Origin of the sequence: Janthinobacterium sp. 35 (genome assembly GCF_002754575.1) — a bacterium.
GTDB lineage: Bacteria > Pseudomonadota > Gammaproteobacteria > Burkholderiales > Burkholderiaceae_D > Janthinobacterium > Janthinobacterium tructae.
Genome location: NZ_PEFN01000001.1, coordinates 1,474,722 through 1,497,526 on the forward strand (window position 1 = coordinate 1,474,722; position 22,805 = coordinate 1,497,526).

The 22,805-nt window shown below is 60.4% G+C and carries 22 protein-coding genes; 9 read left to right on the top strand and 13 right to left on the bottom strand.

The annotated features are described in order from the left end of the window. Window positions 1-104 precede the first annotated feature (104 nt). Window positions 105-455, top strand: coding sequence for a type II toxin-antitoxin system RelE/ParE family toxin (locus CLU93_RS06595; RefSeq protein ID WP_099760470.1), 351 nt, complete (start codon window positions 105-107; stop codon window positions 453-455). Then, on the top strand, window positions 452-736 hold the full coding sequence (locus CLU93_RS06600) for an XRE family transcriptional regulator (RefSeq protein WP_099760471.1): 285 nt from the start codon (window positions 452-454) through the stop codon (window positions 734-736). The genes CLU93_RS06595 and CLU93_RS06600 overlap by 4 nt, the downstream gene beginning before the upstream one ends. A gap of 1 nt (window position 737) precedes the next feature. Here CLU93_RS06600 and CLU93_RS06605 read toward each other — a convergent pair whose 3' ends face one another. After that, window positions 738-2,081, bottom strand: coding sequence for a TAXI family TRAP transporter solute-binding subunit (locus CLU93_RS06605; RefSeq protein ID WP_099764267.1), 1,344 nt, complete (start codon window positions 2,079-2,081; stop codon window positions 738-740). Between the two features lie 130 nt (window positions 2,082-2,211). Between CLU93_RS06605 and CLU93_RS06610 the strand changes: the two genes are divergently transcribed. Then, window positions 2,212-2,817, top strand: a complete 606-nt coding sequence (locus CLU93_RS06610) for a glutathione S-transferase family protein (protein WP_099760472.1) — start codon at window positions 2,212-2,214, stop codon at window positions 2,815-2,817. 43 nt (window positions 2,818-2,860) lie between these two features. Here the strand turns inward: CLU93_RS06610 and CLU93_RS06615 are convergent, their stop codons facing one another. The 7 genes from CLU93_RS06615 to CLU93_RS06645 form a co-directional block, all read right to left on the bottom strand. Continuing rightward, on the bottom strand, window positions 2,861-5,977 hold the full coding sequence (locus tag CLU93_RS06615; RefSeq protein WP_099760473.1) for a transglycosylase domain-containing protein: 3,117 nt from the start codon (window positions 5,975-5,977) through the stop codon (window positions 2,861-2,863). A gap of 318 nt (window positions 5,978-6,295) precedes the next feature. Then, the gene (locus CLU93_RS06620) at window positions 6,296-7,627 is read right to left on the bottom strand and encodes an IS4 family transposase (protein WP_099764268.1); all 1,332 of its coding nucleotides are present in this window, start codon (window positions 7,625-7,627) and stop codon (window positions 6,296-6,298) included. A gap of 368 nt (window positions 7,628-7,995) precedes the next feature. After that, entirely contained in the window at window positions 7,996-8,781 is a 786-nt protein-coding gene (locus CLU93_RS06625) for a competence/damage-inducible protein A (protein WP_099760474.1), read from the bottom strand. Between the two features lie 32 nt (window positions 8,782-8,813). Next, a complete protein-coding gene (locus CLU93_RS06630) occupies window positions 8,814-9,641 on the bottom strand; it encodes an EI24 domain-containing protein (protein WP_099760475.1) in 828 nt (275 codons plus the stop codon). Then, window positions 9,641-10,681 (bottom strand): sterol desaturase family protein, encoded by a 1,041-nt coding sequence (locus CLU93_RS06635; RefSeq protein ID WP_099760476.1) that lies wholly within the window; start codon window positions 10,679-10,681, stop codon window positions 9,641-9,643. Before CLU93_RS06635 ends, CLU93_RS06630 begins: the two co-directional genes overlap by 1 nt. Beyond that, a complete protein-coding gene (locus tag CLU93_RS06640; protein WP_099764269.1) occupies window positions 10,678-11,493 on the bottom strand; it encodes a polysaccharide deacetylase family protein in 816 nt (271 codons plus the stop codon). Before CLU93_RS06640 ends, CLU93_RS06635 begins: the two co-directional genes overlap by 4 nt. A gap of 38 nt (window positions 11,494-11,531) precedes the next feature. After that, window positions 11,532-12,503 carry a YVTN family beta-propeller repeat protein gene (locus tag CLU93_RS06645; protein WP_099760477.1) on the bottom strand — a complete coding sequence of 324 codons (972 nt, stop codon included), beginning with the start codon at window positions 12,501-12,503 and terminating at the stop codon, window positions 11,532-11,534. A 196-nt stretch (window positions 12,504-12,699) separates the two neighbouring features. Here CLU93_RS06645 and CLU93_RS06650 point away from each other — a divergent pair, with 196 nt between their 5' ends. Continuing rightward, a complete protein-coding gene (locus tag CLU93_RS06650; RefSeq protein ID WP_010395194.1) occupies window positions 12,700-13,056 on the top strand; it encodes an FKBP-type peptidyl-prolyl cis-trans isomerase in 357 nt (118 codons plus the stop codon). Between the two features lie 189 nt (window positions 13,057-13,245). Continuing rightward, entirely contained in the window at window positions 13,246-13,500 is a 255-nt protein-coding gene (locus CLU93_RS06655; protein ID WP_034782468.1) for an acyl-CoA-binding protein, read from the top strand. 148 nt (window positions 13,501-13,648) lie between these two features. Here the strand turns inward: CLU93_RS06655 and proX are convergent, their stop codons facing one another. The 4 genes from proX to CLU93_RS06675 all read right to left on the bottom strand — a co-directional run bounded on the left by proX (window position 13,649) and on the right by CLU93_RS06675 (window position 17,904). Beyond that, window positions 13,649-14,707 carry a glycine betaine/L-proline ABC transporter substrate-binding protein ProX gene (gene proX, locus CLU93_RS06660; RefSeq protein ID WP_099760478.1) on the bottom strand — a complete coding sequence of 353 codons (1,059 nt, stop codon included), beginning with the start codon at window positions 14,705-14,707 and terminating at the stop codon, window positions 13,649-13,651. Window positions 14,708-14,716: 9 nt separating this feature from the next. Then, window positions 14,717-15,820 carry a glycine betaine/L-proline ABC transporter permease ProW gene (gene proW, locus CLU93_RS06665; protein WP_099760479.1) on the bottom strand — a complete coding sequence of 368 codons (1,104 nt, stop codon included), beginning with the start codon at window positions 15,818-15,820 and terminating at the stop codon, window positions 14,717-14,719. Then, window positions 15,817-17,049, bottom strand: coding sequence for a glycine betaine/L-proline ABC transporter ATP-binding protein ProV (proV, locus tag CLU93_RS06670; protein WP_071079337.1), 1,233 nt, complete (start codon window positions 17,047-17,049; stop codon window positions 15,817-15,819). Before proV ends, proW begins: the two co-directional genes overlap by 4 nt. Window positions 17,050-17,619: 570 nt before the next feature. Continuing rightward, complete coding sequence (locus tag CLU93_RS06675; RefSeq protein ID WP_099760480.1) at window positions 17,620-17,904, bottom strand: polyhydroxyalkanoic acid system family protein; 285 nt, start codon at window positions 17,902-17,904, stop codon at window positions 17,620-17,622. Between the two features lie 200 nt (window positions 17,905-18,104). Between CLU93_RS06675 and CLU93_RS06680 the strand changes: the two genes are divergently transcribed. The 4 genes from CLU93_RS06680 (at window position 18,105) to CLU93_RS06695 (ending at window position 22,034) form a co-directional block, all read left to right on the top strand. Further along, entirely contained in the window at window positions 18,105-19,502 is a 1,398-nt protein-coding gene (locus tag CLU93_RS06680; protein WP_099760481.1) for a hypothetical protein, read from the top strand. A 90-nt stretch (window positions 19,503-19,592) separates the two neighbouring features. Next, window positions 19,593-19,880, top strand: coding sequence for a protealysin inhibitor emfourin (locus tag CLU93_RS06685; RefSeq protein ID WP_099760482.1), 288 nt, complete (start codon window positions 19,593-19,595; stop codon window positions 19,878-19,880). Between the two features lie 334 nt (window positions 19,881-20,214). Beyond that, window positions 20,215-20,538, top strand: coding sequence for a ferredoxin FdxA (fdxA, locus tag CLU93_RS06690; protein ID WP_010395176.1), 324 nt, complete (start codon window positions 20,215-20,217; stop codon window positions 20,536-20,538). 275 nt (window positions 20,539-20,813) lie between these two features. Next, window positions 20,814-22,034 carry a polyhydroxyalkanoate depolymerase gene (locus tag CLU93_RS06695; protein ID WP_099760483.1) on the top strand — a complete coding sequence of 407 codons (1,221 nt, stop codon included), beginning with the start codon at window positions 20,814-20,816 and terminating at the stop codon, window positions 22,032-22,034. A gap of 65 nt (window positions 22,035-22,099) precedes the next feature. Here CLU93_RS06695 and CLU93_RS06700 read toward each other — a convergent pair whose 3' ends face one another. Then, window positions 22,100-22,783, bottom strand: coding sequence for a DOPA 4,5-dioxygenase family protein (locus CLU93_RS06700; protein ID WP_099760484.1), 684 nt, complete (start codon window positions 22,781-22,783; stop codon window positions 22,100-22,102). Window positions 22,784-22,805: the final 22 nt, after the last annotated feature.

Consider the following 22,805-nt stretch of genomic DNA (forward strand, 5'->3'; position numbering starts at 1 on the left):
CCCGCCATCGGCTACAACCATCCATGCGCGCCCGATTTTTTCAACTGCGGCGCAAATTCTCCTTGCGAACGTGTACCTTATATAGTACAACGTAGAGGTGCGTCATGGATGCTTCCGGCTTGCGGCAGATTACCCTGCTGTTCTATGCGAACGGCAATGGCGGCGAACCCGTGCGCGACTGGCTCAAATCGTTGCCCATCGAAGAGCGCCAGGTGATCGGACAAGACTTGATGCATGCGCAATGGCGCTGGCCCGTCGGCATGCCCCTCTGTCGCCACTTGGGACAGGGCTTGTCGGAAGTACGCAGCAGCTTGCCAAGCAACCGCATCGCCCGCGTGCTGATCTGCCATCACGGCGATTGCCTGGTGGCACTGCACGGCTTTATCAAGAAAACCCGCGCCACGCCCGACGACGACCTGGCGCTGGCCCGCAAACGATTGAAGGAACTGACATGAACGCCACCGCACCGCACCTCGGCAGCAGTCTCGACGACTTCCTCAAGGAAGAAGGCATCTTCGAGCAAACGCAAAACCGCGCCATCAAGGAAGTGATCGCCTGGCAACTGACGCAGGCGATGCAGGAACAAGCGATGTCGAAGACGCGCATGGCGGCGCTGTTGCAGACGAGCCGCTCGCAGCTCGACCGCCTGCTCGACCCCAGCAGCGATGTGACCCTGTCCACCCTGGAGCGCGCTGCCGCGCTGGTGGGGCGCAAACTGTCGATCACCTTAGTTTGACTTAGTTTGATTCCGCCGGCTGGTGCTCGCCCATCAAGGTCAAGATGCGCTTGCGCACGAAATTGATGTGGCTACGCAAGCCATACAAGCCATCGGCAAATGACAGGGGAATCGAGATCTGGTTGACCATTTCTTCGATCTGGTCGAGCCGCGTCAATTGCGCCGCATACACTTGCGCGCGCTGCTCTGGCGGCACATCTTCCAGCGCCTGTTCCACCGTGCGCAGCTGGCCATACCAGCGGTACACGCGCGAGCGGATGCGCCACACGTACAGCGGCGGCACCACGCGCGACAGCGGCAATATCAAGGCACCGAGCGCCACCACCAGCACCCACATGCGGTCGAAGAAATTGGCCAGCCAGAAACTCATGTAGCGCTGCAGCACCGGCGCGCCATCCTTGTAGAACTTCAGCGCTTCGGGCGCGACGGGAATTTCCGTATAGCGCGCGGACGGGAACTGCCCCTGTTGCTGGAACCAGCCCGTGCCGCCGTGAATACTGGCCGCCGCCTGCACGAACAGGTCGATCAAGGCCGGATGCAAGTCTTCGCGCGCGACCAGGGTGGCGGTCGGTGCGATCAGGTGGTAATCCTGCGCGGGGATGTTACGCCCCAGGTCGACGATACCGCGTGGCAAGACCACATGCGTGAGGAAAGGCAGGCGCCGCGTGTACGCCTCCGCTTGTGAAAAATCAAACAGCTTGATGCCCGGCGTTTGCAGCAGCATCTGGATCAACGGCGCTTCCGGCGCCGAGCTGAACACGAGACCATCGATGCGCCCTTCCAGCAACTCCACCGTGGCGGGCGTGTTCTGCAAGTCGCTCACCGTCAGCTCGTTCGCTTCGACACCATTGACGGACAGCAACTGCCGGAACAGGCTGGGCACGCCCGTGCCTTCCGGTCCCAGGTTGATCTTCATGCCCTTCAATTGCGTCAGTTCCGTCACCGCCTTGTCTTCGCGCAGGAACAGCCAGACGGGTTCCGTAAACAGGCTGCCCAGGGATATGAGGCCATGGCGCTCGGCATCGGCGTGCTCCGTCGAGCCGCTTTGCACGAAAGCAATATCGGTCTTGCCGTTATTGAGGCGCTGCAGGTTTTCCTGCGAGCCCAGCGACGGCTGCAAGGTCACCTTGATACCGTGCCTGGCCAGGGTGGCTGCGTATTTCTTGCCGAATTCCTCGTACGCGCTATTGTCCTGTCCCGTCGACAGGCTCACCTGGCGCGGCGGCGCCGGGTCAACCAGCCAGTAAGCGAGCGCGCAAAACGCGCCGACCAGCAGCAAGGTGGGACCGGCGGTGGCGAGAAAATCGCGCACGGAAAAGCGGCTGAACGCGAGGATTTTGGACATGTGGTGGCGCATAGGTTTCATGGGTGGCTACGATGCCAAGAAAACCTCAACTATGCAAGGCACTTTCACCGGCGCGGCATGGCCAAATCCGCTACAGTGGCAGATCGATCCCTCTCCTACGGAGCCCCGCATGCTGAAAATTCTTGGAAAAGCCGCCTCGATCAATGTCCGCAAAGTCTTGTGGACGTGCGAGGAACTCGATCTGCCGTACGAACGCGAAGACTGGGGCAGCGGCTTTCGCAGCACCGACGACGCCGCCTTCCTGGCCCTGAATCCCAACGCCATGGTGCCCGTGCTGGTTGACGGCGACCTGGTGCTGTGGGAATCGAACACGATATGCCGCTACCTGTGCGCCCAGGCTGGCCGCGACGACTTGCTGCCAAGCACGCCCCGCGCCCGCGCGGAAGTGGAAAAATGGATGGACTGGCAAATGGGCGACCTCAACAACAGCTGGCGCTACGCCTTCATGTCGCTGGTGCGCCACAGCCCCGCACACCAGGATGCGGCGCAGCTGGCGGCCGGCATTGCCGGATGGAACAAGATGATGGGTATCCTGGAACAGCAGCTGCAGCGCACGGGCGCCTTCGTCTGCGGCGAACAGTTCACCTTGGCGGATATCGTGCTGGGCCTGTCCGTCAAGCGCTGGCTGATGGCGCCGATGCAACGCCCCGACTACCCTGCCATCGCTGCCTACCATGCGCGCCTGGCAGATAAAACGGCCGTGTTTGCCGGCTAAAAAAACGCCGGCGTGAACGCCGGCATTTTGCTACCACTGCCTGCTAATTGGTGCACTGCCTGGCCACGCCTTCGGCCGGCGCAGGCGCCTCGATCAGCGGCATCAGGCTCGGCGCCAGCGACACCAGCAGTTGCACCGGCAAGGCGCTGGTGAAATCGTAGTTCTTCGATTCCGGTCCGCGCACATACGCCGTCATGCTGCCATAGAAGCGCTCGCCGATATTGAAGACGAACGTGGCCGAGCGGTTCACATAGCGCGACTCGATCAGGCGGCCACCGGCGCCATACACGTCGAAACGCTGGTCGCCCGTGCCCGTCTTGCCGCCCATCGGGATCGGCACGCCGTCGGCGCCGACAAACGCCGTCTTGGCCCGCTTGGCCGTGCCGTCCGACACCACTTCGCGGATGGCCTTGGCCACGGCTTTCGCCACGTCCGGCGACAGCACTTGCTCCGCTTCCACCTTCGTGCTCCGCTTGACCGTGGTGTCATACGGCGTATTGGCGGCGAAATGCATGGAATCGATGCGCACGCTCGGTTTGCGCACACCATCGTTGATGATGATCCCCATCAACTCGGCCAGCGCGGCGGGACGGTCGGCCGACGCGCCCAGGGTCGTCGCATACGACGGCACCAGCGAATCGAACGGGTAGCCCATCTTCTTCCACTGGCGGTGGATTTCCAGGAAACCTTCCACTTCCAGCAAGTTGGCGATGCGGCGGTCCTGCGCATGCTTGCGGTGCGTATTGAACAGCCATTTGTAGACTTCCTGGCGCTCCTTCTCGCTGGCCGCCACCATCTGCGACAGGGTGGAGCCTTCATGCTGGCGCAGATACGCCACCATCCACAGTTCCAGCGGATGCACATTGGCCAGATAACCGCGGTCGGCCAAGGACCAGTTTTCCATCGCGTACTGCTGGTACAGCTTGGCGACGCGCTCGGGCGGCACTTCGTTTTGCGACGGCAAGTTGGCATTGAGGAAATCGCCGAATTCCGCCACCGTGCCTTTCGGATTGACGGTGCGGAAGATATTTGCCAGGCGCACGGGGGTCGGGCGGATGCTGGCCAACAAGATCTTTTCCTGCTCGTCGACGCTCTTGCCGCGATACTTCTGATAGAAGCGGTGCAGGAATTCGCGCCCTTCCTTGTCGGCAAAACGGCTCAGGTACTGGGCGCGGCGCGGATCGTCCGCGTCCGCCAGCAGCGAGGCCGAGGAATCGGGACGCGAGAACATGTAGTAGCGGGCCACGTCGCGCATCAGGCGCACGAACACCAGGTTGGTCGACTGGCGCAGCGCCTGCTGCACCGTCATGATGCGGCTGTCGTCAAGCTTGGAGAAGTTGCCGAAATGATGCAAGCCGCCGCCCGTGAAGAAGCCTTCACCCGGATTGCCCGAATACTGGCGTTGCATGGCGGCCGCCAGCATGGCGGGCAAGTTGCGCGCCTCGCCCAGCGGTAGTGGTTTCAGATAGGCAATCGCCCACTGCGACAGCATGTCCTTCGGATCGACGGCAATCTTGCCCAGCTCGGCCGCACCCATGCCGCTGTAGCGCTGGCGCAGCTGGTCGATGATGTCCAGATACGTGACCAGGGTGCGCAGCTTGGCCGTCGAACCGAGGTCCAGCTTGGCGCCCTCGTTGATGTCGAGCGGCTGGTCAAAATTATCCGTTTGCACGCGCAGCAAGTTGGCTTGATCGCCCTTTTGCAGCAGGGTAAAACTGTAGACCACGTTGGCCGGGTCGCCATTGCCCAGCATGCCCTTGCCCGTCAGCCCAGCCGCTTTCGCCACTTCCGGGTCGCGCAGCTCGCGCAAGACCTTGGTAACAGCATTTTGCGCCTGCGCGTCGAGCGTGCTGACCACTTTCAAGTCGAGGCGGTCGAGGTTGTACAAGCGCGGGTCGCCGAGCATGCTGGCCAAATGGTTGCGCACGGCATTCGAGGCCTTGCGCGTGACGAACGAGGTCGATGCTTCCGATTGCACGCCCGAGGCCGACGACGGGCGCAGCTTCTCGGCGATGGCCGCATCGCGCAGCTGCGGCGAAATCACGCCCGCTTGCGCCAGCAGGCGCAGATGGCTGTTGGTCAATTCTTCCAGGTCGGCGCCGCCGGCCACCAGGTAATGCGAAGGGCGGCGCTGCGCGATCAGCAAGCTCAGCGCCTGCTTGTAGGCCAGCGCACTGTCCGGCTGGTCCATATTACCCTTGAGCAAAGTTTTCACCTCGGCAAACGGCCGGCCATACCAGACCCACATGCCATCGCCAATGCCGTTGACTTCGCCAAAGCCGCTTTTGGCCGACAGCGGTACGGTATTGAGGTAATTGACGACGATCTTGCGCCGCGCTTCCATGGTGTTCTCGCCATCCTGGTACGAGCGCAGGCTGGCCGAAATCATCTGCAGCAATTTATCCTGCATGGAACTGGTGCGGCCGTCTTCCGAATGGCGGTATTTTTCGATCTGCGTGGCCAGGGTGCTGCCGCCACCACCGCGGTGGCCGCCGAACAGGTTCAGCACCTTGTCGAAGACGGCCTTGCTCAGGCGATCCCATTCCACGGCGGGATTGCGCTCGGGCGTGCCCGGGTCGAGCAATTCGCGGTTTTCGATGAACAGCAGGCTTTGCACCAGCGCGGGCGGCGCGTCGGCAAAGCCGTCGAACATGCGCTCGGGATAGCTGGCCGCGAACAGGGGCGCGGCGCGGCAATCGAGGATGGTCAGTCCGGCGCGGTTTTTCTCGTGATACGTGGCAAAGATGCCCCGGTCGACCAGCTCCACCATCTTCGGCGACATGCGCGCCTGCGCCGTCACTTCATAATCGCGCGCATTGAGCTTGGTGATGAAGTCAGGCAGGCTGGCATAGCCGAGGCGCTCATCGTATGGGCCGTGCTGCGGATAGCGAATGGCGCCCGCCGGCGCGGGGCCAGGCTCGACCTTGAACGTCAACTGGCGGTCCAGACGCGTGAAAAACTCGGCCTGCAGGGCCGAGGTGCGCACTTCGCGCATGACGAACCACGCCACGCCGGCGATCAGCGCCAGCACGATGATGGCAAAGATCGGCCAGATGCGCGAACGGCGCTTCTTCGGCGGGCTCGCCGGCGGCGGCGCCTCGGCAGCTGGATCAGAGGGGGGCCGCTCTTGCGCGGCCAGGTTGACGCCTGTGTCTTTCATGGGATGCTGGGGTAAGGTTGGGTTTGGACGGCGCAGAAAATACGGTAGCAATACCGCTCCGCACAGGATAAGACGAGGGCCGGCCGGGGCCGGTCACTACAGAGCTTGCTTAACATGATGTCCATACCGGTGAATCAAAAAAACACGCTGCTGCACAGGCAGGCAACCCCGCGTTTGACACGCCAGGCTCCTGTTCACCATTCCACCACATCGGCATGAAAACGACTGGCGAGCGCACACAAAAATCTTGCTTCATCAAAGATTTTCGCAAAAAAACAACGTCTGGGAACGTACGCTTGCGTACTAAGAGCCACCCCTTTAAAGGTGTACATTGACAGCCCCGTCTTTTAATACCCGTGCCGTTGATACGTGGCGTCTGGCAACAGCACCGGCCACGTAGCCTTTTTTCGTTGTTTTTTTCGGGCCGCGAGGGTGTTTGCGCAGCGTTTTTGGTTTGGCGTAAGCGGCAATCTGAAGCAGTAATTTGCTCAGCTCTGATGCACACATGGCGTCGTAGCGCCGCCATGCTTTGGTTGGCACAGCCATCACCATGCCGGCATAGTGCGCTCGTACCTCCACGGCCACATAAAACGGCGATAGCTCAATGCCGCTGGCAACCAAGTCATGCGCGGTGCTTACCGCGCGCTGCAAGACAGTCAGCACGTTATAGGCCAGGATCGCGGTGCCGAACGCGAACAGGGCTGCGCGCGGGTGTCCGAGAGTCTTGACTTCACTGTGCAAGACCGATTCGAGCCGCTGGAACATTGTCTCGATCCGCCAGCGCTTGCTGTATAGGCGAGCAATGGCACGTGCGCTGAAATGCTCTTTTGGTAGATTCGTCAGTAATCGGAGCATCATTTCGCCATCGTCAGTGGGCTTGTAAAGTTGCAGTTCAATACGACGTAATGCTACCTTCTGTCCTGTAGCTCCAGGGATGGCAACGCACTGTTCAAAGACGGCGCCGGTCGCGATTCTCCCTCGATATGTCAGCTCGTCGAGCGGTGCCGGATTGGGCGTACGACCGTGCTCACGCACGATGAAGGCACACCCACGGCGATCCCATTCGGACAGGATCATGCGCGTGCTGAAGTTGCGATCAGCAATCCACAGGTCGCCCGGATGCGAACGCTCTAGTAGCGGCGGCATCACGGCGCGTTCCTGCGAGTGTGCATCTTCGCAAGGCTCCATATCGACGACCAGGCCCGAATCAGGGTCATACACCACAAGGGACTGGCCAGGCAATGCGGCGCCGCGAAAGGCGCGTAAAGGCTTCAACCGCTTTTCGCTTGCAGGCAAATGGTTACCGTCCACGATTCGGGTGCGGTAACCCGGAACCAGCGGTGCATTCCCCTGCAAAAATGGCGTGATCACATCTCCAAGGCGCTCGACGCTGCCGGTGACCAGAGCCCGTACCAGGTTCGGCTCGGTATGCTTGACCTTGTCATATAAAGCTTGCACCGAAACAGGCAAATCAGGGTAAGCCTGCGCTGCAGCGTGAAGCGATGGCCGCAGCCCAACTGCGACCACGGACATCAGTTCGACTGTCGTCGAGAACAGTAGCTCCCTCTGGTATTGGGCGCCACGTTCACGCTCGAAAAGTGCATCGACCCAAGCAGGGTCGAGGGCACGTTGCAGCGCCAGCCTTGCCATTACAGTCAGCGGGCTGATTTTTGCGCAGTGCGATACCACAGCATTCATCATCATGGCAGTTTCCTCCTGTCCCAGTTAGATGATGTTTGCGACAAAGAGTGCAGGTTTTATCTCATCTGTGACGACGCACCTTTAAAGGGGTAGTACTAAGAGCCTATCCCAGTAGATGAATACATCCCCTGCTGGCGCCCCTCAGAAGCGGGGACTGCGTTGATCGTCGTTGCGTGGCTCGCCACGCGTCCTCCTCACGCCTTGTCCGCGCTCCTGATGCGCTGCCAGCAGAAGACGCTCCCTACCGGGATAGGCTCTAAGATGCAAGGCGGGCTGGACGCCAGCGAAAAAGCCGCCGGCGCCGGGCTGGCAGAGGCTCAGATGGTGGTGTATTCCGCCTGCAGGGCATCGAGCGCGGCGCGCATGTCCGCAAAGGCGGCCGCCGCTTGCGCGGGTTCGCCCTTCACGCCCAGTTCGATATGCCGGCGCGTCTGCGCATCGCCCACGCTGGGCAGGCTGAACACCTTGATCAGCGGAAACTCCGTTTCCAGACGCACCATCAGCGGCGTCAGCAGGGATTCGGCCGTTTCGTACACAAGCAAGGCATGTTCCGCATGCGGCACCTGGTTGAACAAATGGCTGTAATGCGTGTCGAGCACCCATTCGATCATGGGCCAGGACATGACGGGAAAGCCTGGCACGAAATAATGCTCGCGCACGGCAAAGCCGGCAATCTTGTTGTACGGATTCGGAATCAGCTCGGCGCCTTCGACAAATTCCGCCATTTTCAGGCGGTGCAGGTTTTCCGGCGAGTTCAAGTCGGCCGGCACGCCCGTCTCTACTCCCATTTCCGTGATGCGCTGCTCGATATTGAGCTTGCCTTGCGGATGCAGCAGCAGCGGCAAGCCCAGCGCATCGGCAGCCGCCTGGCGCGTATGGTCGTCCGGCGTGGCGCCGATGCCGCCAAAGCTGAAAACGATGTCGCCGCTGGCAAAACTGCGCTTGAGCAAGGCGACCAGGCGGGCAGGCTCGTCGCCCACGTATTCCGCCCAGCTCAGCTGCAAGCCACGCTGCTTGAGCATGCTCACTACTTTCGGGAAATGCTGGTCAGTGCGCTTGCCCGACAGGATTTCGTCGCCGATGATGATCAATCCGATAGCCATGGAACTTCCTCGTTCGATTCGATTAGTGAAGGTCAGGCGTCCGCTGGCGCCACGTCGGTCATGCCGCGTACACCCCGCAAACGCGACAGTGCTTCCAGGCAGTAATACTGGAACCACAGACCCGTAAAGATAAAGATCAGTACATACAGCCAGATGGCGAACGCCGCCAGGAAGGGGAAGAACACCACCGACATCACGCCGCCCATCCACAGCATGCCCGGCACGGCGCCGGCCGCGCCGGAGACCATGCCGATGGCCAGCAGGGGCCAGCGCTGCGTGCGCATGATGGCGTGGCGCTCTTCCACGCTGGCGTAGTCGGCCATGGCGTCATACGCCATCACGCGGTAGGTCAGCCAGCCCCACAGCACGGCTTGCCCCACCAATGCGGCGGGTGGAAACGCGTACAACGGCAGCATGATGACCCAGACGACGATGAACAGCAGAAAGGTAGCCAGGGAAGTGCCGACGCTGCCAGCCAGGCTGCCGCCGTGTTTCTTGTCCAGTTGCGGAAAATGCCGCCCGCCAATATGGCGGCCGATGGCCGGCATGGCGAACAGACCCATGAAAATGAGCGCCGTCAAGATCATCAGCGGCAACAGCATGAACATGGCGATCAGGGGCACGATCACGGCTTTCAGCACGCCGAGGCCAAAGGTAGCCAGCACCTGCCCGCTGGTGCGGAAGAAATCGTACTGCGTAAACAGCGCATGCAGGCTGTCGATCAGCGGCTGCAGGCCCACATACAGTAGGGCGCCCCACAGGATCAGCGAGAGGATGAAGGGCGCGACGCTCAACAGCAGTATCTTGCCGTGCAATTGCGATAGCAAGGCGCGGCCATACGAATTCAACACATTACGCATCAACGGCGTCCTTTTCGTTTGATTCCTGCAAATTCCACCATGCGGCGCAGGCCCAGCCATTGCTGCTGCCAGAAGCCGCGGCCATACTCGCGTCCGGGGCGGCCCACGCCATCGCTGTCGATGCGGGCCAGCTGGTCGCGCACGCCCGTACGCGCATAGCCCGCCGAGAAATTCGCGGTGCCCAGCAGCATATCCCAAATCGGCAAGACCACGCCGAAGTTGCAACCGCCCATACTGCCCTTGCCTTTCGACTCGTGCCCCACGCCGATCGCGTGGTGCGTGCGGTGGAAACGGGGCGAGATCAACAGCCGCTCGCCGATGCGGCCGAAGTGTATCCTCACATTCGCATGCTGCAAGCTTTGCAGAATGCGCGAAATCGACACCAGCAGCACATATTGCCCAGGCGGCACGCCGATGCCCAGCGCCACCAGCGCCATCACCACGTCGCGCAAGAAATCATCGAGCAGGTGGTTGCGGTCATCGCTCCACAAGTTCATGTTTTGCTGGCTGTGATGCAGGCTGTGCAAGCCCCACCACCAGCCGAAATGGTGCGAAGCACGATGGTAGCAATAGTCGACGAAGTCCAGTATCACAAAATAGATGATAAAACTGAGCAAGGGACTGATGCCGGGCAACAGCGACTCCAGGTTGAATGGATGGATATTATCGAAACGTAAAGCGCCGGCCAATGCATCCATCAGCGGATCGAGCGTGAAGAAGACCAGCACGGAAAACAGGCCGATGCGGTGCAGCACGGTATACAGAAAATCGTTCCAGCGGGCGCGCGGGTCGCTCATCTTTTGTGCGGGAATCCAGGCTTCGAGCGGACGCAGCACGAGAAACAGCAGCACCAGTTCGCACAGGCCGATCAGCAGCCATTCCGTGCCCTCGAACGCCTCTTCCGTGAATTCGCCAAAGCCCAGGTGGTAGACGAGCGGATTGACGATGGTCTGGAACAGCCAGCCTTGCGCCACGCCAAAGGCGTCGACCACGGCATCGATGGCGGGCGTGACAAAGCCGAGGATGTCGGCGGCGGTCATGGCTGGCCCTTCTTCTGCGCGTAAGCGGGATGCTCGCGCAAGGTGGCAAAGCAAAAACCCTTGTCTTGCAAGCCGGAAATCAAAGCATCCAGATTGGCGGGCGCCCACGCATCCTTGCGCGACCAGATGCCCATGTGCGCAATGAAAATATCGCCGCTGCGCAAGTTGGCCAGCGCCTTTTTCAGCAGCATGGCGTTCGGATACTTGTCGCTGGGCAGCTCATCACCCGAGTAGCCCGCCGGCGCCCAGCCCGCATGCTGGTAGCCGCAGGCGCTGCCGGCGGCCAGGGTGCGCGGCGAGGTATAACCACCCGGCGCGCGCCAGAACGGATCGAGCTTGTGCCCGGTCAACTCCTGGAAGCGCGTATCGACGCGGCGCAACTCCGCGCAGAACTGTTGATCAGTGAAGGAGGCCAGCTTGCCGCCGTCCTTGCCGAACTGCGGCTTGACCTGGATCAAGCCGTTGGCCAGATCCTTCTTCCAGTACACATGGTCAAACGTATGCGTGCCGAACGCATGGCCTTCGGCGACGCGGGCTTTCCAGTATGGCGCCCATGACGGATCGAGCGAATAATCGCCGCGCGTGGTCTTTTCATTGGCCAGAAAGAACGTCGCCTTCACATGGCGTTGATTGAGCACGTCGGCAATCAGCTGCGCTTGCGACTGGCTACCCGTGTCGAACGTCATGTAGAGGGTGCCCTTGCAGGCGGCCGGGGCGGCAGCAGGGGTAGCAAAGGCGGTGGCAGATGCGGCTGGAGCGACAGGTGCGGCGCCATGCGCGGGCGACAGCATGGTGCTGGCGCACAGCAGCATGGCGGGCACGCCGCCAGTCAGAATAAGACGCTGCATCATCACATGCGCGGCGAATGGGTGGCGAAATACACGCCGTGGGGCGAGCGGCCCACCGGTATCATCTTGATCACCTTGCGCGTGGTCAGGTCGATCACGGCCACTTTCTTGATCCAGCGCAAGGTCACCCACATGGTCTTGCCATCGGGCGTGATTTCCATACAGTCCGGGCCACCTGGCACATTGATGGTGCCCACGTTTTCCAGAGTTTTCTGGTCGATGATATTGATCGTGTTCGACACGCGGTTCGAGACGAACGTCATGCGATTGTCACCGAGCGCGCGGAAATTATGCGTGCCGGCGCCCGCCTTGATGCGCTTGACGGTCTTTTGCGTGCGCCAGTCGATCACTTCCACGTAATCGCTACCCATGATGCCCACCAGCAAATGCTTGCCGTCGGGCGTCATCGTGATGCCGGCCGGCGCCGGGCCGACAGGCATGGTCCATTTCACCGTCTGCGTGGCCAGGTCGATGGCGCTGACCTGGTTGCTGCCCTGCTGCGTAATGAAAGCCATGGTGCTGTCGGCCGTGAAGGCCATATGGCTGGGCAATTTTGGCAATGGGATGCGCTTGGCCAGGGTCAGGTTCTTGCCGTCGTAGCGGTACAGGTCGATGCGGTCCAGGCGCAGCGAGTTCGAGATGAACCATTTCTGGTCCGGCGAAAAGCCGATCTGGTACGGGTCGAGGATATTGCTGATGCGGCGCTGGATCTGGCCCGACACGGGGTCGAGGAAAATCAGCTCATTGCCCACGGAACTGGCGACGATCAGCGACTTGCCGTCCGGCGTTTCCATCAGGTGATGCGGTTCCTTGCCGACGGCAAAGGTGGACAGGGGAGCATAGGTTTTCTGGTCCAGCAGTTGCACCGTAGCATCACGGGAATTGAGCACCACCACCACTTCGGCTTGCGCCGTCGATATTGCGGAAACCAGGCACAGCGAGGAAAAAACAAGGCGGCGTAGACTGCGGAACATGGAAGAAATCACTGTTAAATACAAAACAGGCATTTTACGTGGAACACTGTATTTATTGTGTGAAATCCCCCTTAAATGCTGGCGGCAGCCACACATCGCCGTCATTTGCCCTTTTTCCCTGTCCCGCGCCTGGAATGGCGCTTTGCAACTCATTGCTCTACAATCTTAAGCTTTCATCGCCTACACAAGGATTATCATGACCACCACCACTACCGCTTCCGGCCTGCAATACATCGATACCGTCGTCGGCGAAGGCGCTGAAGCGCAAGCCGGCAACAATGTTGTCGTGCATTACACAGGCTGGCTGCAAAACGACGACGGCAGCGCCGGTTCGAAATTTGACTCGAGCAAGGACCGCAACGACCCATTCGAATTCCCGCTGGGCGCCGGCCGCGTCATTCAAGGCTGGGACGAAGGCGTGCAAGGCATGAAAGTGGGCGGCAAGCGCCAGCTGATCATCCCGGCAGCACTGGGCTATGGCGCACGCGGCGCCGGCGGCGCGATTCCACCGAACGCCACCCTGATTTTCGACGTCGAACTGCTGGGCGTATAAAACTGCCAGGCAGTCCAGACACTGCCTGCCGCCAGACGCCGTCCTTGAGACGGCGTTTTTTTTGAGTATCCCCTCTAATGCACGGCGCGCTTTTTTCACTATGATGTCAGGCACTGCAGCACGCACGGTGGCCACTCCGCCGGGCCTGCCGCACTTTTCCAGCGATTCCATCAGCACACAGGAGCCATCATGAGTTTACAAGAGCAATTCGAACAAGCACAGCTCGATTCCAAGACCCTGTCCGAGCGTCCGGACAATATGACCTTGTTGAAAATCTACGCCTTGTTCAAGCAAGCCTCGAGCGGCGACGCCACGGGCGAGCGTCCTGGCATGACCGACTTCGTCAACCGCGCCAAGTTCGACGCCTGGGCAGCCCTGGCCGGCACCTCGAAGGAAGAGGCGCAACAGCAGTACATCGACTTGATCGAAGACTTGAAGGATTAAACGCGAGCAACGCCTGTTTTTCAGAAAAATCAGCCAAAAATGGCTGAAAACTCACGAAAAATCACCAAAACGGGCGAAAGCGGGTCCAAAACGCAAAAATGGCTACCAATACGGTAGCCATTTTTTTGATGCTGAAACAGCTGTGGATTTACTTCTTGGCGGCCGCCAGCGCTTGCGCGATCCAGCCGTCAAACTTTTGCTGGTGGTACTTGATCCAGCCGGCCGTATGGCGCGCGATATCGGCTTGCGTGCTTTCGCCGCGGCGCATGCGCTCGTTCTGCGCATTGATATCGGCCACGGGCAGTTGCATCACCTCGAACAGCTTGGCGGCGGCCGGATTTTTCTCCGCCCAGGCCTTGTTGGACACGATGCGCGCCGTGTTGACGGCAAAGCCGTAATCGCTGCCCTCGTCGAGGCGGGTATTCACCTTGTCCGGATTGGCCGAGAACGGCACTTTCAACCAGACCACGTCCTTGCCCGGCACCAGCACGCCACTCACCCAGTACGGCGTCCACGTGTAGTACAGGATGGGTTCGCCGCGCTTGTAGCGGCCCAGGGTATCGGCGATCAGGGCCGCATAGCTGCCCTGCACGTGCGTCACCGTCTTGCGCAATTTATACGCATCCATGTGCTTCTCGATCAGCGCTTCGCAGCCCCAGCCGGGATTGCAACCCGTCAAGTCGGCCTTGCCATCGCCATCATGGTCGAACAGCTTGGCCAGGGTGGGATCGCGCAACTGGTCGATATTCGTGATGTTGTACTTTTCCGCAGTCGCCTTATCGATCAGATAACCTTGCGCGGCAGGCCCCGCATACTGGCCGGTGCGCAACAGCTTGGCGTCGCCGCCCGCATTGTTATAGAAATCCTTGTGCATCGGGTCCCAATGCACGGCCATGAAGGTGGCGTCGCCGTTGGCGATGGCGATATGCGCGGTCGGGTATTCCACTTCCTTGATCGGCTGCACGTCATAGCCCAGCTTTTCCAGGGCCTTGTCGACCAGCATGGTCTGGAAGGTTTCTTCCGCGATCGAGCTTTGCAGCGGCTGTACCTTGACGCCCTTGCCGGGCAGCGCGTCAGCGGCGGTGGCCGGCGTTTGCGCCATGGCCAGGCTGGTGGTCAGGGCCAGGGCGGCGATCGCCAGGGCGGAAAACAGCTGGAACTTGCGTTGCGATTTTTGCGTCACTTTAAAATTATCAATTTGATGCATGTGGTTCCTTTATTGTGCGTTGGCCAGCGTTGCTTGCTGTTCAACATTATTTTTCTTCGTATTGCCGCGCACCAGGCGCAGCACGAAACCGGCGGGACCCGTCTGATACCAGTGGCGCACGCCACGGCGCGGCTGACCCATCGCTTGCGTCAAACGGTCCAGGGTGATGGCCAGCAGCACGATGCCCAGGCCACCCACGGTTGCCAGGCCCATGTCCAGGCGGCCAATACCGCGCAGCACCATCTGACCCAGGCCACCGACGGCGATCATCGAGGCGATCACGACCATCGACAGCGACAGCATCAGCGACTGGTTGATACCGGCCATGATGGACGGCATGGCCAGCGGAAACTGCACGCGGGTCAGCAACTGCCACGGCGAAGCGCCATACGCGCGGGCCGCTTCGATCAGGTCCGGACGCACCTGGCGGATACCCAGGTTGGTCAGGCGCACCAGCGGCGGCAGGGCAAAGATGATCGTCACGATCACGCCTGGCGCATTACCGATACCAAACAGCATCACCACCGGCACCAGGTAAACAAAGGCGGGCGTGGTCTGCATGGCGTCCAGCAGGGGGCGCAGGATATTCTGTGCGCGGTCGCTGCTGGCAAGGAAAATGCCCAGCGGCAAACCGATAGCCAGACAGAACGCCAGCGATGTCAACACCAGCGACAAGGTCGTCATGGCTTCCGGCCAGATGCCCAGCATCGACACGAGCAGCAGCGCCAGCACGGTGCCAATGGCCAGCGTGCGGCTGGTAAATTGCCAGGCCAGCAAGCCGATGATGGCGATCACCGTCAGCGACGGAGCGGCCAGCAGCACGCCTTCCACGCCGGACAGCACACTATCGATCGGCGCGCGCACGGCCTGGAAGAAGGGGCGGAAATGCGCGACGACCCAGCCCAGGCCCTGGTTGATCCAGCTTTCCAGCGGCAGCGAGCCGTCGAAAATCTGCGTCAGGTGAAAGCCGGACGCCTGTTCCGGCTGCACGGCAGGCGCGGCGGCGTCGAGCCACGCGGTGCTGGCATCGGTGGGCGGCGTCAGCGCCCAGGGATTGATTTGGGCGGCCTGTTCAACAACAGGTTCTACGGTAGAAATGGTGCTTGGGTTCATGCTTGTCCTTTCTGTTGTTGTTCGGCTATGGCTGGCGTGTCGCGGTCGAGGAACTTCAGCAAGGTTGTCTTGCTGATGGCGCCGCGGAAGCTGCCGTCATTGGCCACCACTGGGACGGCGTAAGGCAGTTGCGCCACCTGGCCGAACAGGCCGGCGACTGGCTCATCTGCATTGATGGTCTGCACGTCGGGCAGATAGGCATGTGCCAGGCCCAGCGGTCCCACATGGCCGTCGAGCGCACTGCGCAGCGAATCGACCGAGACGACGCCAAGGAACTTGCGCTGCGGGTTGACGACGTAGGCAAACGCACGATCCTGCTCTTCCAGCATCGACAGCGCGGCGCGCGAACCGCGGCTCGGCGATTCCGACACGACGATCTGGCTCTTGCGGGCAATATCGCTGGCCTTGAAGACGGCGGCAGCATCGACGCCGCGCACGAAGTTGCGCACATAATCGTTGGCCGGTTTACGCAAAATCTCTTCCGGCGTGCCCACTTGCACCACGTGGCCGTCTTTCATGATGGCAACGCGGTCACCGATGCGCATGGCTTCGTCGAGGTCATGCGAAATGAAGACGATGGTGCGGCGCTTGATTTGCTGCAAGCGCAGCAGTTCCGATTGCATTTCCGTACGGATAATCGGATCGAGTGCGGAAAACGCTTCATCCATCAGCAAAATCGATGGATCGCAAGCCAGCGCACGGGCCAGGCCCACGCGCTGCTGCATGCCGCCCGACAATTCGTCGGGATAGCTGGCGCCGTAGCCGTCCAGGCCTACCTGCTCCAGCGCTTGCTGGGCCAGCGCATGGCGCTCGGCCTTGGGCATGCCGGCCAGCTCCATGCCGAAGGCAGTGTTGTCGAGCACGGTAATTTGCGGCAGCAGCGCGAACGACTGGAATACCATGCTGATGTCCTTGCGGCGCAGGGCACGCAGCTGGGCGTCCGGCAAGGTGTTGATATCGTTGCCGTCGATCAGGATGCGGCCGGCGGTCGGCTCGATCAGGCGGTTCAGCATGCGCACCAGGGTCGACTTGCCCGAACCGGACAGGCCCATGATGACGAAGATCTCGCCCGCTTCGATGGTAAAGGTGGCGTCGAAGACACCGATGGTGCAGTCGGTCTTGGCCAGGATATCCTGCTTGCTGGCGCCCTTGCGGACGAGTTCAAGTGCTTCTTCTGGCTTGTCGCCGAACACTTTGAATACATGGTCGATAATGATTTGTTTTGCCACGATGTGGTTCTCCCTCGATTTGACGAATGGAATGAAACCCAGCAAGCTGCTAGCTTGCGGCGGGAATCAGCAAACCCTGTTGCGTCGGCTACGCCACGGCGCAAAAGCGCACGGGAGCGACAGTAAACAGGGGGTGACACGCGTGTGACCAGCGGATGGCCAAAGCCGATGCCGGGGTGCCGTGTGCGTGCTAAAAGAGGCTGTGGTTCAGGACTTTTAACAACGCTAGCGCCATGCAAATACATGGAACCAAATGTATTTGACCGAAAAAATCGACCAAACTACTTTTAACTGGATGCGGGTGTAAAACCCGAAGAATTATTCACCACTCAGCGAGCGGAGAGTACTGCGAAGCAGAAGGTGAAACGCGGTGTAGCTGTTGTAAATATGACTCAAGTATAACGCAAAAAGACACAAAAGTCCAATGGCTTTCCAAATAGAAATGTGATAGCAATGTTCGCCAGCGTACAGTCAGACGTAAAAAAGGCGAAAAGAGACGTGTTTGCATCGTCTTTTCGCCCATCGCTGTGACACGCTTCCTAGCACCAAACATGGCGCCAGACAAGCGGATCAAACTGACTCAGTAAACACCTTGCGCATCTTCTCGGCGATCTTGCCTTCAATCGTGGAAGCAAAGGCGCTGAGCATGAAGCCCAGCTTGATTTGCAGTTGCGCCTGCTCTTTTTCCAGGGTCAGCGAACCATCGACGCCGCTGCGCTCGAAGCGCAGTACATCGCCATCCCAGGCGCACGCCAGGTCATATTCCTGGGCCAGCTTGTCGGCCACTTGCTGCGCCGCTTCGCGCGCCTTTGCTGCTGTCAGCTTATGTTGCTGAACTATATTTATATCCGCCATCAAACGATCCTTTTATTATAAAAACGGGGGCCATACGGCCAGCATCATACCAGCCACCATGCGGCAGGCGCGGCCGCAGCGGGCACTGACCTGGCAAAAAACGCCCGCCGTCCCGCATCTCGTTTGCGCGGGATCAAACCGGACACGCCGAAGCGGGACGACTATTCCCATTCCAGTTGCGCGTATCTTGGAGAGCTACCATGGACCAGAAAGTCATCGTGCCGGTCGAAGCCGTGCTGACCAAATGCGTGTCCCTGCCCGTCGGCTATGTCCCTACCCCCTCGGCGCCTTACCGCCAGCACCGCAAGAATGCGCAACTGACCTTGCAGCCAGGCCCGCCGCGTCTGAGCGAGGCAACGGCCCGCAACCTGGCCGCCGTGCCCGTCGGTTCGCGCGTGCTGATCTGGAAGCAAGACCCGTCCGTCAGCGACCTGGGCACGCGCAAGGCCTTCCTGCCCGGCCTGACCCTGCAAGGCCCGCGCGACGCGCGCATCACGTTTGGCGAACCGGGCATCGCGCAGGTCAGCCCGAATGCCTTCGGCGACTTCATCGTCTCGCCCAACACAGACCAGTTCGATGCCGTGCACACCTTTGCCATCGTGCGCATGACGCTCACCATGTACCAGCGCGCGCTGGCCAGCAACGACACGGCGCCGCCCCTGCCCTGGCAATGGAATAGCGCCAGCAATACGGCGCCCCTGCGTGTGTTCCCGCACGGTTTGCCCAATGTCATGAACGCGTACTACAGCCGCAGCGACAAGGCCCTCAAGTTCGGCGACTTCATCCCCAGCGGTGCCACCGAGCGCGTCTACACCTGCCGCTCGCTCGACATCGTCTCGCATGAAACGGGACACGCCGTGCTCGATGGCCTGAAACCGAATTGGCTGCTCAGTAACAATCCACCGCAAACGGGCGGCTTGCACGAATCGTTCGGCGACCTGACCGCCATCTTCCTGGCCCTGTCGCAGCTGGATCAGGTGGAAGCGGTGATCGCCCAAACCAAGTCCGACCTGCACGACAAGACCTTCCTGGCCGACCTGGCGGAACAGTTCGGCCTGGCACTGGGCCGGCCTAACGGCTTGCGCAATGCCGACAACGACATCAAATTGTCGGAAGCAGGCACGGAGGTCCACGCCATCTCGCAAGTATTTACGGGCGCCATCTACGACATCCTGGCCGACATCTTTGCACACGAACGCCAGCCCCAGCTGGAAGACGACGCCGCCGTGCTGCACCGCTGCGGCGACTACCTGCGCAGCCTGGTCCTGCGCGCCCTGGTGGCGTCGCCCGAGCAAGCCGCCACGTATGCCGACGTGGCCGGCCACATGCTGACGATCGCCGAGGCCGACGGCAACGGCGCCTACCTGGACTACATCCGCAACAGCTTTACCGTGCGCGAAGTACTCAAGGCCAATGCCATGACGGAGGACGGCCAGATGAGCTTTGCCGCCGACATCGTCGACGGGGACGGCGCCGTGCAAGACAGGCGCGCCTGCTGCGGTACCATGAACCACGCGGAATACAGCGAGTCGGATCAATTGCTTGAAGCGGAGCGCGAAGCGCTGGCCGCCTGGTGCCGCAGTTACGGCGCCCGCTAGACAGTACAACTGCGTAGTACAACTGCGCACCAGCGCGCCCGCGTCAAACTTGCCGGACTGGCCCCACCACCCTCGACAACAAGGAGCAGCATGAAAATTTCAGCCCGCAGCAGCGGCGGCTTTGCCGGCCTGAGTGAACAGTATGATATCGATACGCAAGCCCATCCGGCTGGCCCCGGGCTGGAAGCGGCACTAGCCAGTAGCGGCTTTTTCACGCATCAGCAAGCCTCGGGAGAACAGCTGGGCGCCGATATCCCCCGCTGGCAGATCACCGTTGACGCGCCCACCGCGCGCCGCACCATCACGTTTGCCGAGGATGGCAGTGCCGAAAATGCACGTTGGCAACAGTTGCTGACGCAAATACGTGCCAGCGCCTGATTTTTCTGGCATGTATTGGGTGTCGATCTTGATTTGAGTAAAACAAAAACACCACACGGCAAGTCAACTCGCCGCCCGCACTGCGCCCTGCCGCATCGGGCGATTGTCGCTTTCTTGCCGCGTTCGTCATGGCAACGTCCCGGATAGTCGCTGAATTGCACTCTCTGCACGGCAACGGCAACGCGAAAAAATGAATTTGCTTATACGTATTGTATATAAGCGGGATTTGTGAGAAATAGCGAATTGCCTTAAAATACAATGCTTTGCTTTAGTATGCGCCGCCGAGGTTCCTGCAGGCGCTACAGCACCTCCCCCAAAAATTGATAGGACTGTTATGACCCACGTTGTCACCGAATCCTGCATCGCCTGTCGCTACACCGACTGCGTCGATGTCTGCCCGGTAGATTGTTTCCGGGAAGGCCCGAACTTCCTGGCGATCGATCCGGACGAATGTATTGACTGCGCCGTCTGCGTGGCAGAGTGCCCGGTGAACGCGATTTTCGCGGAAGAAGACGTGCCGGGCGACCAGCAAGCCTTCATCAAGATCAACGTCGATCTGGCTCGTAACTGGCCTTCGATCACCAAGACGAAGGCTGCCTTGCCGGAAGCCGAGCAATACAAGGACGTCAAGGACAAGCTCGACATGCTGGTGCGCTAAGCGCACGGCAGTTGCGGCGGTCATTCCGATGGAGATCGTCCTCCCCGCCGGGGCGTAGCGGCAAATAAAGGTACAAAAAGCAGCGGAAACGCTGCTTTTTTTGCTTTTAAAACATCGTTGCAGGTCTATCCACGCAAGTGTGGCGCGCTGTCACATCGATGCGCAAACTATGGACCTATGCGCGGTAAAGCACATTTTGTCCTCAACAAATATCGTAGAATTGGATTATGATATTTGAGCCGATATTGGCGCTTGGAATTAAACAAGGACTCTATATGCTTTACCAACTGCACGAACTGCAACGCTCTTTCCTCACTCCGGTGATGCAATGGGCAGACATGTCCTCCAAGTTATTTACCAACCCGGTTTCCCCACTGGCCCACACTCCGTTTTCGCAACGCATCGCAGCCGGCTACGAGCTGATGTACCGCCTTGGCAAAGACTACGAAAAACCGCAATTCGACATCAAATCCGTGCTCGTCCAGGGCGAGAGCGTCGAGATCCGCGAACACGTTGTCGTGACAAAACCGTTTTGCCGCCTGATTCACTTCAAAAAAGAAGCCACTGGCTTGCAACAGCCCAAAGTTTTGCTGGTTGCCCCCCTGTCCGGTCACCACTCGACCCTGCTGCGCGATACCGTGCGCGGCTTGCTGGCCGAGCACGATGTCTACATCACCGACTGGACGGACGCGCGCATGGTACCGCTGACGGAAGGCCCGTTCCACCTGGACGACTACATTTACTATGTGCAGGAATTCATCCGCCTGCTGGCGCCTGACTTGCACGTGATTTCCGTCTGTCAACCGACCGTGCCTGTGCTGGCCGCCATCTCGCTGATGGCGACGGCCAAAGATCCGCACATGCCGAAGACCATGACGATGATGGGCGGCCCGATCGACCCGCGCCGCTCACCCACGCAAGTGAACAACCTGGCGACGGAAAAGAAATTCTCGTGGTTTGAAAACACCGTGATCTATTCGGTGCCGCCGAACCACCCGGGTTTTGGCCGCAAGGTGTATCCGGGCTTCCTGCAGCACGCCGGTTTCATCGCCATGAACCCGGGCCGCCACGCACAAAGCCACCGCGAGTTCTACATGCACCTGGTGACGGGCGATGACGAGCCGGCGGAAGGCCATCGCCAGTTCTACAACGAGTACAACGCCGTGCTGGACATGCCTGCCGAGTACTACCTGGAAACCATCAAAACGGTGTTCCAGGAATTCAGCCTGCCGACGGGCACCTGGAAAGTGGGCGGCCAGCTGGTGCGTCCGCAAGACATCACGAATGTGGCGCTGTTTACCGTAGAAGGCGAACTGGACGATATTTCCGGCGCCGGCCAGACGCAGGCGGCGCATGACTTGTGTTCCGGCATCCCTGCCGAGATGCAGCAAGATTTCGTGGCGCCGAAATGCGGCCACTACGGCATCTTCTCGGGCCGCCGCTGGCGCGAGGTCATTTGCCCGAAAATCGGCGAATTCATCCAGAAGCACGGCTGACACACAGCATATCCATCAAAACGCCACGCCAGTTCACACTGGCGTGGCGTTTTTTTATGCCCAGCTCATGTGCGCGACGTTTCGATTTTCACTGTCGGGCGCGTATTGACAAAGATCTGCTCGACTCTCGGCTCGCCCGGCCCCGGCTTCTTCATCGCATAGCCATTCACGGGCTGCGAACGGTTCACCCACAGCGCGTAATACAGATGGTCGGCACGCGGATCTTCCGTATTCGGGTGGATCAGTATCGTCAAGCCCAGGCTGTTCAACTGCAGCCATGGCACGATCACGGGCAGCAAATCATTGGTAAAGCCGAAATAAAACGAGGGCGTCACGTGCGGGCCGCGCGGCTCCAGGTTCCAGTCGCCCAGCTCGATCTGGAAGCGCTCGGCCGCCCACTTGCGTATCAGCGCCGCCTTCTGGTAACTGTCTTCATCAAAATAAATATGCGCGTGATAACTCTCGATATCCGTGTAGGCGCGCGGTTTGCCCGGCAAGGTTTCCTCGCCGGGCCGCACGCTGACAGGGCGCGGCGTGGGCGCCGTATCCGTATGCTCGCCCCACGGGCTTTTGCCAGGTGGCGGCATGACGCGTTTTACCGCGCCATCCTGCGCGAGAGCCGTTCCCGCCAGGCCGGAAGCGGCCAGCGCCGCCACCAGGCCGCCGCCGCGCAAGACCGTGCGGCGTTGCGGCGAGAGGAGATTGGCCCATTCCAGATCGATGGCCGCGTGTTGCGTGTTGTCAGACATGGGATTCCTGTTCTTGATGATA

Excerpts from the sequence above, each read along its gene's own strand:
- CLU93_RS06625 (WP_099760474.1), bottom strand. The coding sequence starts at position 8,781 with ATGGCTATCGGATTGATCATCATCGGCGACGAAATCCTGTCGGGCAAG.
- CLU93_RS06650 (WP_010395194.1), top strand. The coding sequence starts at position 12,700 with ATGACCACCACCACTACCGCTTCCGGCCTGCAATACATCGATACCGTC.
- CLU93_RS06645 (WP_099760477.1), bottom strand. The coding sequence starts at position 12,503 with ATGTTCCGCAGTCTACGCCGCCTTGTTTTTTCCTCGCTGTGCCTGGTT.
- CLU93_RS06600 (WP_099760471.1), top strand. The coding sequence starts at position 452 with ATGAACGCCACCGCACCGCACCTCGGCAGCAGTCTCGACGACTTCCTC.
- CLU93_RS06610 (WP_099760472.1), top strand. The coding sequence starts at position 2,212 with ATGCTGAAAATTCTTGGAAAAGCCGCCTCGATCAATGTCCGCAAAGTC.
- CLU93_RS06680 (WP_099760481.1), top strand. The coding sequence starts at position 18,105 with ATGGACCAGAAAGTCATCGTGCCGGTCGAAGCCGTGCTGACCAAATGC.
- CLU93_RS06635 (WP_099760476.1), bottom strand. The coding sequence starts at position 10,681 with ATGACCGCCGCCGACATCCTCGGCTTTGTCACGCCCGCCATCGATGCC.
- CLU93_RS06675 (WP_099760480.1), bottom strand. The coding sequence starts at position 17,904 with ATGGCGGATATAAATATAGTTCAGCAACATAAGCTGACAGCAGCAAAG.
- CLU93_RS06685 (WP_099760482.1), top strand. The coding sequence starts at position 19,593 with ATGAAAATTTCAGCCCGCAGCAGCGGCGGCTTTGCCGGCCTGAGTGAA.
- CLU93_RS06630 (WP_099760475.1), bottom strand. The coding sequence starts at position 9,641 with ATGCGTAATGTGTTGAATTCGTATGGCCGCGCCTTGCTATCGCAATTG.
- CLU93_RS06620 (WP_099764268.1), bottom strand. The coding sequence starts at position 7,627 with ATGGCAAGGCTGGCGCTGCAACGTGCCCTCGACCCTGCTTGGGTCGAT.
- CLU93_RS06700 (WP_099760484.1), bottom strand. The coding sequence starts at position 22,783 with ATGTCTGACAACACGCAACACGCGGCCATCGATCTGGAATGGGCCAAT.
- CLU93_RS06655 (WP_034782468.1), top strand. The coding sequence starts at position 13,246 with ATGAGTTTACAAGAGCAATTCGAACAAGCACAGCTCGATTCCAAGACC.
- CLU93_RS06595 (WP_099760470.1), top strand. The coding sequence starts at position 105 with ATGGATGCTTCCGGCTTGCGGCAGATTACCCTGCTGTTCTATGCGAAC.
- proW (WP_099760479.1), bottom strand. The coding sequence starts at position 15,820 with ATGAACCCAAGCACCATTTCTACCGTAGAACCTGTTGTTGAACAGGCC.
- proX (WP_099760478.1), bottom strand. The coding sequence starts at position 14,707 with ATGCATCAAATTGATAATTTTAAAGTGACGCAAAAATCGCAACGCAAG.
- CLU93_RS06605 (WP_099764267.1), bottom strand. The coding sequence starts at position 2,081 with ATGTCCAAAATCCTCGCGTTCAGCCGCTTTTCCGTGCGCGATTTTCTC.
- CLU93_RS06695 (WP_099760483.1), top strand. The coding sequence starts at position 20,814 with ATGCTTTACCAACTGCACGAACTGCAACGCTCTTTCCTCACTCCGGTG.
- CLU93_RS06615 (WP_099760473.1), bottom strand. The coding sequence starts at position 5,977 with ATGAAAGACACAGGCGTCAACCTGGCCGCGCAAGAGCGGCCCCCCTCT.
- CLU93_RS06640 (WP_099764269.1), bottom strand. The coding sequence starts at position 11,493 with ATGCTGCTGTGCGCCAGCACCATGCTGTCGCCCGCGCATGGCGCCGCA.
- fdxA (WP_010395176.1), top strand. The coding sequence starts at position 20,215 with ATGACCCACGTTGTCACCGAATCCTGCATCGCCTGTCGCTACACCGAC.